We start from the raw sequence: 12,017 nt of genomic DNA on the forward strand, positions 1-12,017 counted from the left end.
TCTTTGTCAATATGATTTAGATTTATCCGAGCCCTTTTCAGTCCAAGGAACATGTGGACAACATGACTACAACAACGCGTATTATCTCGATGCCCATAAAAAATAACTGTCGAAAGAATCATTCAACGATTCTTTCGGCAGCCGTTTGTTCAATATACAAGCAGTTTATTTTGAATATATTCGCTGTACCCCGGGCAATAAGCTCACAACTTGGATACCCACTCCCCATGCAAAATAGACCAAGTGAATGATAGAGACATCCTGAATCCAGTACACCTGCGCCATAATCCAGATGATGAGAGCAAACCCCGTATACAACGAAAAAGTCCAAGCCCAATAGCGGTCAGGATAGAGATTCAGTCTCTCACCCAGCCCCCAATGAATGTAGCAGATGAGCGAAATAGCAATCATTGTAGGCATCACGCCAAGAACTAGCAATAGGATGATCCCCGGGAACAAAAAACTGGCAAGAGGATTATGCTCAAACCCTCTAGTACCATTCTCACACATGCCGCGTATTGTTCCTGTGCTTCTTTTCACTGTATTGATCTCGAAAATCATTCGTAATGGAAAAACTTGATAAAAGAACGTACGTTCGGTATAATGAGATTATCCTGAATAAGCGAGAGGCAGATATGGACGACAAATTTATTAAGGAATTACGCGAGATTAGTCGGGATGACAGACGAAGATCGGAATTTATGATCCAAGGTTTGAAGGAAACACTGCAAGAACGCAAAGAAGAAGGCTTACTCAAGCGCTGGATACGGCGTAAGAAAACAGAGAAAAAAATCTCTCAAAGATTTAATCAAGATCCTCACTCGGATCAAAAGTAACAACATAAAAAGGAGGCGGAATACGCCTCCCTTGCTATTTACATAAGTGAATTATTTAGAATTCATTAGTTGTGACTTAACCCATAAGTTTGCCAAAGCACACATTTATGCTTCTAAATAAATCAAATCCTAGCTGAACTTGGTTCCTCATAAGCTTACTTGCCTCTTGCCAGTTAGCTAAATGAAAAAAGAGCAGCCTGCCATCCTGCAGTCTGCCCCGTGCTTTATGAACTAACGTTTCCCGTTAGCTTATAAGTAAGGGTCTCTATAGCTCTTTTACCATCTTCACAACTTCAATTTCATAATTTAAATGCTTATAGAAATTTACGGCACGAAGGTTATTGTTAAAGACATTCAGTATAAGCTGTCGATAGCCTTTTTGCTTTGACCACTCTTCTGCTTTGGTCATGAGTCCCTTGCCGACCCCTTTTCCTTCTCCTTGTGGAGAAACCGCAATCGCCACAATATAGCCTTGTTCTATATCGTTCAATTTATCTTTATGCGGCTGTACTTCAAGGAAACCCAGTAGCTCTCCTGTTTCATCTTCCGCCACAAAAATCTCCGTACCAGGAGAAAGATTGTCTACTGATTCTTGGGCTAGGCTGAGCTGTGATTCTTCCATTTTGTCTGGATCACGCCAGCTCATCAGCTCAAAGTCCATAAATCGTAAAGCCAGACTTACAATGAAATCTTTATCGGACTCTTGAAAAGCTCTAATCTGCATACACTTACCCCTTATATATAATATAAATTATGGAATACCTGTTCTAATCTTAAAATTAATGCCGTTATTTCTCCCAAAGCTCGACCAGTCGACCTTCAGGAACTTCATTCAAAATAAACTTTCCAAATTCACTAATCTCTTTTTTCTTTGCAAGAAGTACAGTAATCTGTTCAAGATGCTTCATAGTCTCGTTTAGATTATGTACTTGGAAATTTAACATCACTTGTTGTTCTGTTGGAAAATAACTGTCATTCTCGATAAAGACTGTACCTTTTTTATAACTTCAAGATTCTTAGTTCTCCAAAATACTCCTCCGAAACCTTATATCATCGTATCTAACTCCTGTCTATCATCAAATTTTTAGCTATACGATTACATTAAATATTCGAGGTTTAAATTAAAATACCTTTTTCAACTATTCTGCCCCTTAGCTGAAAAACAGCCGACTATTTAGCCGGCTGTCTGCTTGAGTATCATTCTGAGTTCTGTGCCTGATTTAACTATTTCAGCTTTTGATCTACCCCGTATTACGGCAGAATGGCAAAGGATCGAACTGGAAAACCAGAAGCTTTCTCCGCTTTGGGTACAATATTGAAAATAACAGCGCCCTTGGCCGGCACCTGATCCAGGTTTGTTAACAGCTCGACCTGATATGTATCCTGGTCAAGTACATAATATTCTGCCAGAAGTGCTCCATTCTTCTGATAATCCACCGCTGAATCCGTGTCAAAGGTTTCATGCCCAATGGCTTGTACCTTTCTTTCCTCAAATAAAAACATGAGCGCACTAACCGACCATCCGGGTGCATGACTGTTGCCCTTATCATCCTTGTTATCAAATGTTTCATGGTTAGGCCAGCGTTTGCTCCAATCGGTACGTAAGGCTACAAAGCTTCCAGCTTCAATCAAGCCATGCTGTCTTTCAAATTCAAGAATATGCTCCACATCCAGTGTGAAATCCGGATTGTTCTCTACTTCGGCAGACTGGTCAATGACCACAAGCGGGAGCACAAGCTCCTTCAAACCTAGTTCATCCAGATACCGGGTATCCCGAACGAAGTGGATCGGCGCATCAAGATGTGTCCCGTATTGACCTGGGAACTTGAAGCTCTGGGCAAAGAAACCTTGATCGTGATCAAACAGTGTATCGAATTGTGCTGCCTCAAAAGCTGAAAAATGTGGAGAGCCTGGACCAAACGTATGGGTCAGATCCACCCATTTCTTTTCTTTTAACAATTGAATGGCTTGAATGAGTTCGTTGGACATCCTAATCACCTCATGCACAAAATGGAATAAATTTCTCCTATTATATCTTATTCCACTACAATTGGGGAGCAGTCCCTATATTGGTTCTTGGGGCTGTTAATTTTCAAATTTAAAAACTTCACTGACCGTAGATGTCAGTGAAGTTAATTTATAATACAAGAGTAATCCATTCAATCATGAAAACAAAAGGAGCATGTATGATGCAAACGAAGAACGTATATCTATATGTATTTGATACGATGGCAGATTGGGAGGTAGGATATCTAACTGCTGAATTGAACTCGGGAAGGTATTTCAGGAAAGAGATTAAGCCTTTACAGGTCGTGACCGTAGGCGTGGATAAACATCCGGTAACTACCATGGGAGGATTGAACATCCTTCCTCATATTTCTATTGATGAATGTACATTGAAAGGTGACGACCTCATCATTCTTCCAGGAGGAAACACCTGGATGGACACCATCCATGATCCCCTATTGAAAAAAGTTGCTGCCTCTATAGAAGAGGGGACAGTTATTGCGGCAATTTGCGGTGCGACAGTTGCACTTGCAAAAATAGGGATACTGGATTCCAGACAACATACAAGCAATGATTTAGAATACCTGAAGATGATATGCCCAGATTATACTGGAGAAACCTATTATGTAACGGAGCCTGCAGTAACCGATGGAAATCTAGTTACTGCATCTGGAATAGCTCCGTTAGAATTTACAATGCATGTGTTGAAGCTGTTGAATGTCTATACACCAGAAACCTTACAGGCCTGGTACAAACTATATCAGACTCATGAGTCCAAATACTTCTACGAGTTAATGAATTCTATTGCACCTGAATAACCAGTTTCCCGCGGGTATGATGGGTTTCACTCTTCTCATGTGCTTCCCTTACTCCCTGTTGAGTTAGCGGGTACGTTCCATCAATAATCGATTTGAGCTTGCCTTCCGCAGCCAGTTCAGCCAGCTGATCCAGTTGATCCCCTTTGGGCTCCATCATGAAGACGTTGGCCGTTACTCCGGCTTCCTTGGCAAGCTTCTCATCCGGTTGTTCCACCAAGGATACCAAATGCCCGCCAGACTTTAACACCTTGAAGCTATCGCGCTGAATATCACCGCCCATGGTGTCCAGCACAACATCATAACCGGAGAGAATCTCCGAGAAATCTTCTTTTTTATAGTTGATAAAATGATCCACACCCAACGAACGAAGCAACGCTTCGTTTGATTCACTTGCCGTGGAAGCCACTTCAGCGCCGAGGGACTTGGCGATCTGAATGGCATACGTTCCCACACCACCTGCACCAGCATGAATGAGTACCTTCTGACCTTTGCCTAAACGTCCGTGATCCACAAGTGCCTGCCATGCCGTCATCGCAGCCAGCGGGATCGCTGCCGCTTCCTCAAAGCTCAAGTTCTCCGGTATACGGGCAATAATGTCTGCATCAACAGCAACATATTCTGCATAGGTCCCGAATTGACGCGGACGTGCAAATACCCGATCACCTTCTCTGAACCTCGTGACATTTGAGCCTGCTTCAGCCACAATACCGGCAACATCGCCGCCCAGAATCAACGGAAAATTCTCCGCTACTTCTTTCATATAACCTTGTCTGATTTTGAAGTCTACCGGATTCACCGACGTGGCATGTGTTCGAATTAATACCTGATTCACTCCACATGTTGGCTTGGCTACTTCTTGTTCCTTCAATTGTTCCGCTCCACCAAATTCCTCAATCACAATTGCTTTCATTAGAAATCCCAGCCTTTCCATTGATTATTGTTATACTCTCTCTCCCTTCATTACCCTTTCCCGGCGATCACTTGACCTATTCATTCAAAATTCACAGCAATCTGGGATTCACAAGCCCGTTCAACAATCGTGATATAATGTCCATTATCGATTACGTTAAATCTTAACCCAATAACTGAACAAGCGAGGTAACACGATGGAAGTAGAAGTAAGTACATTACATTCATTTTCGGACAAGGCTCATGGCGGAAACCCCGCAGGTGTTGTTTTACAAGCAGCGCATTTGTCTGAAACCCAGATGCAGGAGATTGCCAGACAAGTCGGTTTTTCAGAGACTGCGTTTGTCATGCCGTCGGATCAGGCTGATTTCAAAGTACGTTATTTCACCCCAAGTGATGAAGTCGATCTATGTGGACATGCCACAATTGCTTTATTTTATCTAATGAAGACACAACATCTCGTTAATGTTGGTACATATACACTGGAGACACTGGCCGGAATTCTTAAAGTTGATATCGAAGTCAATGGAGAAGTCTATCTGTCTCAGACGTTACCGGAGTTTGGGGAGATCGTGGATCGACAGCAGATTGCCGATTCGTTACGTATTTCTATGGAGGATTTGAACGCCGAACTACCTGTACAGATCGTATCTACCGGGCTACCCGATATCCTGATAGCTGTTAGAGATGTTAATGTTCTGACCAAAATCGACCCTGACTTCCAGCGTATCACTGAAATATGCAAGGCTCATCATGCCGTAGGTTATCATGTGTTTACACTCGAATCAGATGCTGAGGACGTTCTGGCAGAATGCCGTAATTTTGCACCGCTTTATGATATACCGGAAGAGAGCGCGACAGGCACATCCAATGGTGCCATGCTCTGTTATTTATCCCAATACAACCAGCTTACAGATCCTCATCTTCACACGTACACGATCAGACAAGGGTATACCATGAACCGCCCCTCTGAGATCCGAGCCAGATTAACACTGGACAGCTCTAATGAAATCACACAGATTCAGGTTGGCGGTAGTGCAATTCATATCAAAAACATTCAAATACACCTCCCTTAGTGGGAGGTGTTTTACGTACTTAGGATATGTAAACTATCTTATGCGAAGCAGTGTAGTAGCCTGTGTTCATCATTGAATTTGTTGTAAAAATCGTAGTACAGCTACCTCCAACTGGTTCAGCCCTGGTTGCTCTATAGGAAAATGACCTGCCCCTTCCAAGATCACACATTCCTTCTCCACCACCAGACGATCAAAAAAAGATTGGCTGAACCTGATCGGTGTCATGGGGTCCAGTTCAGGGTGAACCAACAGGACCGGACACTGGCTGAACTGTTCCGGGCTTACCTCCGGTTTTTTATTAAGAAATGTTCTTAATAATTCCAACGGAATACGTGTAGCTGCCGCTTGTGGATCATCCATAATAAGCCGGGTTAAGTCCTTGTTATTAGTAATCAGTTGCATTCGGGATACCTGTTTGACCGAAATACGTACATGATCCAGCAGACCAGGGAACAGATCCATCATCCGTTTTCCCGCCCGGCTTACCAGACGATTCGGTGCAAGCTGGTCTCGCATTTTCGGATTACTCGTGTCTACAAATGTAGTTGCGATCAAACCCTTAACACGCTTGCTGCGTGCACTGGTGTGATAGGCAAGCATCCCTCCGATGCTACTTCCCAATACAACGATTGTCTTGCCGTCATTCTTGTATTCCCTTTCGATGAGTGACACAAGTAGCTCTATCCATAGTTCGTAGTTAATACGTGTACCAGACATTGCGTAACTTAACCCATATGGCGGAAGATCTGGCGATACCACCTCGTATCCATGTCGCTGCAACATGCGGGCATACGGAGCGAGCAACCTGCCATTGCCTCCCGCACCATGAATGAACAGAATTTTGATTGAAGATTCCGGGGCAGGTAAACGATCGATATGCAGATGAACCCCATTTGACTCCCACCATTCTTCCTCAGGAGCTGTATGCTCCCCTAACCTCACTTCTTCCGGGAAAAAGCCCTGATACTGTTTCCAATAGGGATGTGTTGTCTGATATGAAGGCAAACTTTTTTTCATACGTTACATTCTCCTCTTTTTGTATACAAAAAAAAGCCGTACAGTGTACGACTTTTCGTTAAGAATACGTCTATGACCATACTTCTTTTTATAACACCTTCGTATATCTGTCAATCGGGAAACTGTACATTGCCCGGTACGATATATGCACCACCTGACCCATCATTAGGCAGAGCTGGGATCGTGTCATTTAATACCTGACCGCGAATATCGGTAATACGAACGTTTAATTTTTCTTTGCCCAGTCCGGTTCCGAGGAAATGATTATAGTCTTGCTTTTCAAGATTGAGCCACGTACCATCCTTCTGTTTCACCTCGAACTTCAGCACCGGATATTTGTGATTACGAACCTGAATGGCTGCCCACCACTGACTGCTGCCTTCCTTGATCCGATAAGAGACGTTGCCTTGAATTGGAGCTTTGACCACTTTCCAGCTGATATCGATTTTGCCTGCCTTTGGGTCACCGATCAGGTTAAAAGCATTCGGTGAGAGATCCAGCGCTCCGCTGGCACCCTCTGGATAGAGGTCTGTTACATAGACTGTTGTTTTGCCTTTAGGACCCTGCACCTCGAGATAGGCTCCCGCTAAAGCGGCTTTGACACCGTTATAATTGAGTTGGAACGGATTAAGTGCAGTAATCTTCATGTCCGCCGGGATGGGATCAAGCAACACCGCACCTCCCGAGTAACCTGAGCCTGTATACGTCGCGTAACCCTGATATGTATCGTTCCATGCAGCAGATGCAGGCAGAGCAAATAATACGAGACTGAGCAACATCCCTGTACCGGCCCATTTTAACCGTTGAAATCTACTTTTCTTGTTCATGAGCTATTCCTCCTCGTTCGTTCTACCTTCTGTTACATTGAAACATAAGTTGAACTAAAGAATATTTACACTTGCCACTCCGATGACAGAATAACCTTCCGATCACTGTTATCCCCAGATTTTTTGATTCAATTTTACAAAGGTGAAAATCTGTTGATAAAGGCGAACGCTCCGCTTCTTCAGGTTTCTTCTGTCCTCTACGTTCTGGTGTAAATGATCCATTCAACTGCTAGATTTGAATATAACATTATTTTACATAATAACTTCTTATTTTCAATCCCTCTCAACTAAATCACATCTTTAGTCCTGCCCGTGGACTTGAACATTCACGACCACGCACAAGATATGGATACATACCATAATTTGGTGGAATGAGCATAATTACAAGCCGACATTGGGACGATTCCCAATAATAAAAAAACGCCACACCCCGGAGTGATTTCTCTCTCCAAACAGTGTGACGCTTATTAAGCATTACGGTTAAAATTCCCTGGCTGTCCAGCGACAACCGCATCGGCTCATCCTGTTTCCCTTCGTTTCATCCGCTTCCTTAGCCGCGCATACTGAGCATAGATCCGTGGAGATTCTTTGGTCAGGATAGGCCCCAGCACAGCCAGAATTAACACATACAACACGGCAAACGATTGGATGGATGCCATCAGCCCTCCGGCCTTGCCGATGTTCGCCATGATAATGGAGAATTCGCCCCGGGAAACCAGGGTAAAGCCCACATTCAACGAGGCCTTAGGGCTCATTCCAGCCAGTCTGCCAGCGATCATACCTGCACCATAGTTACTGGCAATCGTCAGAATAACGGCAATAATCGTCATCCCAACAGCTCCGCCAAGTGAAGCCGGCTCGATGGTCAGGCCAAAACTGAAGAAGAAAATTGCACCAAAAAAATCTTTGAAAGGCATGATCTGATGTTCAATCCGACTCACATGTCTTGATTCGCCCAACACAAGCCCCATCATCAACGCTCCAATAGCTTCCGCTACGTGCAGCGTCTCCGAGAAACCGGCTACCAGGAAGAGCAGTGTCATGACGGTAAGCAGAAACAACTCTGATGACTTGATATTCAGTGCCTTATCAATATATTTGATGCTTTTCCTGCCAATAATCAGGAACAGCACAATAAACAGCAGGGCAGACAGCGATACTAACAGAACACTTAGGAATGAAGTTGCCCCGCTGAGCACAAGCCCGGTCAGGATAGAGATATGAATCGCGATGAACAAGTCATCGAACATGATCATGCCCATAATAATCTCTGTTTCAGGGTTTGCCGTGCGTTTCAGATCAACGAGCACTTTAGCTACAATGGCTGTAGAAGAGCTGGTCATGATCCCGCAGACAACAAGTGTCTCCTGAAGGGGCAGATCCATGAACCACCCCAACAGCAATCCAGAGACAAAATTCAGGCCCACATAGAACATGCCCCCGGTCAGAATGGCTTTGCCAGACTTTAATAACCGGGAGACCGAGAACTCCAAACCCAGATAAAATAACAAAAACAGAATGCCAAGCCTGCCCATAAATTCAATAAAGGTCGAACTTTCGATAAAACGTAAATCCACTATGCCAATCTGTGGTGCATGTGGTCCAACAGCCATACCAATCAGGATATAGAAAGGAATGACCGAAAATCGTAATCGTGAAGATATCAGCCCAGTAAGTGTAATCAGCGCAACGGCAATTCCCACTTCGAATATGAGCATATCCATAGGCTAAGTCCGTCCATCAGTTAACAATTGTTTGAGATGTTTGATCTGATTCCGTTCACCGGCAACTACAATTGTAGCTCCAGCGGTAAAAGCATAATCCGGGCCTGGATTAAAATGCTTCTCCTTATCCTTGGTCACAACAGCGAGAATTACGGCGCCCGTGGCCTGACGGATATCCAGTTCACCAATCGTCATGCCTACGCTTGCGGCGTGAGGCTCAATCCGTAGCCATTCGATTAACAGCCCTTCAAGCATCACTTCACGCTCATCCTGAAACTTCGGTTTATAGGTCATACCACCAACAATAGCGGCTACCGCCCGGGCTTCATCATCGTCCAGGGTGACAAGAGATACCATATCACCCACCTCTTCAGGTGTATCTCCTGACTCCATATGGAACAGGTCACGTCGCTCGTCGTTATGAATCACTATGACCAAATGCTCACCACTACGGGTATGCAGCCAGTATTTACGTCCAATCCCTGGTAAGTCCGTCTCTTTAAAGTGCATGATCTGCACCCCCTAGCGCCGGCTCGTTCAAGGTTTCGCTTTTCAGCTCGATCCCCGTAATGCGGATTCTCATGGAACCTGATGGTGTATGAACGGACTTAACTTCCCCTTTACTGCCAAGCAGTAATTGACTCCCTACTGGAGAGAGGAAGGAAATACGACCCTCATCAGGATTAGTATCCTCTGGCATGACAATCATGAAAGAATCTGACGTATGAAAATCGAGATATTCAAAATCAATATGACTGCCGATCAATACAGCTGAGTCCAGATCTTCATCAGGACCCAGGAGCAGTTTTTCCACATACTCTGTATATGCAGACAATTGTTTTTCCAATTGTATCCGCTCTGGATCACGCGCGTCGAAATAGGCGTCGAGAAATGTTCTTTTCTCTTCACCGAATGTAAATAGCTGGCTCACCAGCTTCTCTCTGCAATTATGGCGGGAGGTCCTATGGTTCATAATAAATTTCACCCCCTATACAAGCCTTGTTCTCCATGTTGATTGGCATGTTTCTCTTCATCATCTTGTTTTCCTCCTTTATATTTTAAAAAGATCCCGGGATACGAGACCTTCTTACCATCTTACCAAAACTAATATTTTAATCCAGTATATTCGTCTAACTTGCTTTTTTATTATCATTTGTGGTCATATCTTCCATTTAATAACTTAATTCTTCACATCATATGGTAGATCCATAGAACATTTTAATTACTGCATAAAAAACATTTTATGAATTTTCATCTCGTATTTTTATTTGCTTTCCTGTATATTTAACTACAAACTTTTATTCAATTTATGCAAATAAGCCTCTACAGACTTTAACACAATAAAGGAGTGCATCGAAAAAGTGTCCACGATAACAAAAGAAACTAAAGAGTCCGTTCAAGTTACTGCCGCAGAATATGTTCATTCCGTTTATGAGTCGGTTGTTGCCAGAAATCCGCACGAAGACGAGTTCCATCAGGCTGTCAAAGAAATTCTGGATTCCCTTATTCCTGTTATTGAAGCACACCCTAAGTATAAGAACCATAGTCTGTTGGAACAGCTTGTTGAACCCGAACGTGTAATCACATTCCGTGTCCCATGGGTGGATGATCAGGGCAAAGTTCAGGTTAACCGTGGATTCCGGGTGCAATTCAACAGTGCCATTGGCCCTTACAAAGGCGGACTTCGCTTCCATCCTTCTGTATACTCGGGCATCATCAAGTTCCTTGGCTTCGAACAGATCTTCAAAAATGCTTTGACCGGTCTGCCCATTGGCGGTGGTAAAGGTGGTTCTGACTTCGATCCCAAAGGAAAATCAGATCTGGAAGTCATGCGTTTCACGCAAAGCTTCATGACAGAGCTGTACAAATATATCGGTTCCGATACGGATGTACCGGCAGGTGACATTGGTGTAGGCGCAAGGGAAATCGGTTACATGTTCGGCCAATACAAACGTATCCATGGCGGACATGTGGCAGGCGTTTTGACAGGTAAAGGACTGCTGTACGGAGGAAGCTTGGCACGTAAGGAAGCGACTGGCTTCGGCTGTGTGTATTTCGTGAAGGAGATGCTGCAATCCAAAGGGCTCAGCTTCCAAGACAGCACAGTCGTTGTCTCTGGCTCTGGTAATGTGTCCATCTATGCCATTCAGAAGGCACAGGAGCTTGGAGCTACAGTTGTGGCGTGTAGTGACTCAGGTGGCTATATACACGATCCACAAGGCATCAACCTGGATACCGTGAAACGTCTGAAAGAGGTTGATCGTCTTCGCATCAGCGAATACATCAAAGAACACCCGCATGCTACATATACCGAAGGTTGTGAAGGCATCTGGTCTATCCCTTGTGATATTGCTCTTCCATGTGCAACGCAAAATGAGATCGATGAAGAAGCTGCGGCCCTTCTAATCAAAGGTGGCGTGAAGGCCATTGGCGAAGGGGCGAATATGCCTTCCACCCTGGCTGCCATTGACGTCTTCCACGGTGCAGGCGTGCTGTTCGGTCCAGCCAAAGCGGCTAATGCCGGAGGTGTAGCCGTGTCTGCTCTTGAAATGTCACAGAACAGCATGCGGTTGTCCTGGTCATTTGAAGAAGTAGACGCCAAGCTGCATGACATCATGAAGAACATCTACACCAGCTGTGTAGAAGCTGCTGAAGAGTATGGCTGTGAAGGCAACCTCGTAGCCGGAGCGAATATCGCCGGTTTCCTCAAGGTAGCGGATTCCATGATTGCTCAAGGTGTAGTTTAATTTAAATACGTGATTCTCCACGATCAAAGGGCGTTCCCATCCATTTGGGTAACTGC

General features: G+C 44.3%; 13 protein-coding genes and 1 pseudogene. 4 read left to right on the top strand and 10 right to left on the bottom strand.

From position 1 onward, the window contains the following. Positions 1–165: 165 nt before the first annotated feature. Positions 166–540, bottom strand: coding sequence for a hypothetical protein (locus tag NST38_RS22625; protein ID WP_341344075.1), 375 nt, complete (start codon positions 538–540; stop codon positions 166–168). Between the two features lie 26 nt (positions 541–566). On the opposite strand from NST38_RS22625, the gene NST38_RS22630 reads away from it, so the two are divergent. Beyond that, a complete protein-coding gene (locus NST38_RS22630) occupies positions 567–836 on the top strand; it encodes a hypothetical protein (protein ID WP_308599677.1) in 270 nt (89 codons plus the stop codon). A gap of 265 nt (positions 837–1,101) precedes the next feature. On the opposite strand, the gene NST38_RS22635 is transcribed toward NST38_RS22630, so the two are convergent. From NST38_RS22635 to NST38_RS22645, 3 genes and pseudogenes are all read right to left on the bottom strand, one after another. After that, positions 1,102–1,560 (bottom strand): GNAT family N-acetyltransferase, encoded by a 459-nt coding sequence (locus tag NST38_RS22635; protein WP_076252813.1) that lies wholly within the window; start codon positions 1,558–1,560, stop codon positions 1,102–1,104. Between the two features lie 64 nt (positions 1,561–1,624). After that, positions 1,625–1,839: pseudogene (locus tag NST38_RS22640) on the bottom strand (hypothetical protein). Positions 1,840–2,087: 248 nt separating this feature from the next. Further along, positions 2,088–2,825 carry a cyclase family protein gene (locus tag NST38_RS22645; protein ID WP_341344076.1) on the bottom strand — a complete coding sequence of 246 codons (738 nt, stop codon included), beginning with the start codon at positions 2,823–2,825 and terminating at the stop codon, positions 2,088–2,090. Between the two features lie 200 nt (positions 2,826–3,025). Here NST38_RS22645 and NST38_RS22650 point away from each other — a divergent pair, with 200 nt between their 5' ends. After that, on the top strand, positions 3,026–3,661 hold the full coding sequence (locus tag NST38_RS22650; RefSeq protein ID WP_341344270.1) for a type 1 glutamine amidotransferase family protein: 636 nt from the start codon (positions 3,026–3,028) through the stop codon (positions 3,659–3,661). Here NST38_RS22650 and NST38_RS22655 read toward each other — a convergent pair. After that, on the bottom strand, positions 3,645–4,571 hold the full coding sequence (locus NST38_RS22655; RefSeq protein WP_341344271.1) for an NADP-dependent oxidoreductase: 927 nt from the start codon (positions 4,569–4,571) through the stop codon (positions 3,645–3,647). The genes NST38_RS22650 and NST38_RS22655 overlap by 17 nt on opposite strands. A 196-nt stretch (positions 4,572–4,767) precedes the next feature. On the opposite strand from NST38_RS22655, the gene NST38_RS22660 reads away from it, so the two are divergent. Then, positions 4,768–5,646, top strand: a complete 879-nt coding sequence (locus NST38_RS22660; protein ID WP_341344077.1) for a PhzF family phenazine biosynthesis protein — start codon at positions 4,768–4,770, stop codon at positions 5,644–5,646. Between the two features lie 69 nt (positions 5,647–5,715). Here NST38_RS22660 and NST38_RS22665 read toward each other — a convergent pair whose 3' ends face one another. The 5 genes from NST38_RS22665 to NST38_RS22685 all read right to left on the bottom strand — a co-directional run bounded on the left by NST38_RS22665 (position 5,716) and on the right by NST38_RS22685 (position 10,187). Next, on the bottom strand, positions 5,716–6,663 hold the full coding sequence (locus tag NST38_RS22665; RefSeq protein WP_341344078.1) for an alpha/beta hydrolase: 948 nt from the start codon (positions 6,661–6,663) through the stop codon (positions 5,716–5,718). 110 nt (positions 6,664–6,773) lie between these two features. Further along, positions 6,774–7,490, bottom strand: coding sequence for an expansin EXLX1 family cellulose-binding protein (locus NST38_RS22670; protein WP_036668609.1), 717 nt, complete (start codon positions 7,488–7,490; stop codon positions 6,774–6,776). Between the two features lie 518 nt (positions 7,491–8,008). Continuing rightward, positions 8,009–9,214, bottom strand: a complete 1,206-nt coding sequence (locus NST38_RS22675; RefSeq protein ID WP_017687037.1) for a cation:proton antiporter — start codon at positions 9,212–9,214, stop codon at positions 8,009–8,011. 3 nt (positions 9,215–9,217) lie between these two features. After that, on the bottom strand, positions 9,218–9,724 hold the full coding sequence (locus NST38_RS22680) for a cation:proton antiporter regulatory subunit (RefSeq protein ID WP_036617317.1): 507 nt from the start codon (positions 9,722–9,724) through the stop codon (positions 9,218–9,220). Next, the gene (locus tag NST38_RS22685) at positions 9,714–10,187 is read right to left on the bottom strand and encodes a GreA/GreB family elongation factor (RefSeq protein ID WP_051447473.1); all 474 of its coding nucleotides are present in this window, start codon (positions 10,185–10,187) and stop codon (positions 9,714–9,716) included. Before NST38_RS22685 ends, NST38_RS22680 begins: the two co-directional genes overlap by 11 nt. A 388-nt stretch (positions 10,188–10,575) precedes the next feature. On the opposite strand from NST38_RS22685, the gene gdhA reads away from it, so the two are divergent. Further along, positions 10,576–11,961: an NADP-specific glutamate dehydrogenase gene (gene gdhA, locus NST38_RS22690; protein WP_179087907.1), complete on the top strand. Its 1,386-nt coding sequence runs from the start codon at positions 10,576–10,578 to the stop codon at positions 11,959–11,961. The last annotated feature ends 56 nt before the right edge of the window (positions 11,962–12,017 follow it).

It is taken from the genome of Paenibacillus sp. FSL H8-0104, assembly GCF_038050215.1.
Lineage (GTDB): Bacteria > Bacillota > Bacilli > Paenibacillales > Paenibacillaceae > Paenibacillus > Paenibacillus amylolyticus.

Coding starts and splice junctions, on each gene's coding strand:
- NST38_RS22630 (WP_308599677.1), top strand. CDS start 567: ATGGAAAAACTTGATAAAAGAACGTACGTTCGGTATAATGAGATTATC.
- NST38_RS22665 (WP_341344078.1), bottom strand. CDS start 6,663: ATGAAAAAAAGTTTGCCTTCATATCAGACAACACATCCCTATTGGAAA.
- NST38_RS22655 (WP_341344271.1), bottom strand. CDS start 4,571: ATGAAAGCAATTGTGATTGAGGAATTTGGTGGAGCGGAACAATTGAAG.
- NST38_RS22680 (WP_036617317.1), bottom strand. CDS start 9,724: ATGCACTTTAAAGAGACGGACTTACCAGGGATTGGACGTAAATACTGG.
- NST38_RS22670 (WP_036668609.1), bottom strand. CDS start 7,490: ATGAACAAGAAAAGTAGATTTCAACGGTTAAAATGGGCCGGTACAGGG.
- NST38_RS22685 (WP_051447473.1), bottom strand. CDS start 10,187: ATGAACCATAGGACCTCCCGCCATAATTGCAGAGAGAAGCTGGTGAGC.
- NST38_RS22650 (WP_341344270.1), top strand. CDS start 3,026: ATGCAAACGAAGAACGTATATCTATATGTATTTGATACGATGGCAGAT.
- NST38_RS22675 (WP_017687037.1), bottom strand. CDS start 9,214: ATGGATATGCTCATATTCGAAGTGGGAATTGCCGTTGCGCTGATTACA.
- NST38_RS22660 (WP_341344077.1), top strand. CDS start 4,768: ATGGAAGTAGAAGTAAGTACATTACATTCATTTTCGGACAAGGCTCAT.
- NST38_RS22635 (WP_076252813.1), bottom strand. CDS start 1,560: ATGCAGATTAGAGCTTTTCAAGAGTCCGATAAAGATTTCATTGTAAGT.
- NST38_RS22645 (WP_341344076.1), bottom strand. CDS start 2,825: ATGTCCAACGAACTCATTCAAGCCATTCAATTGTTAAAAGAAAAGAAA.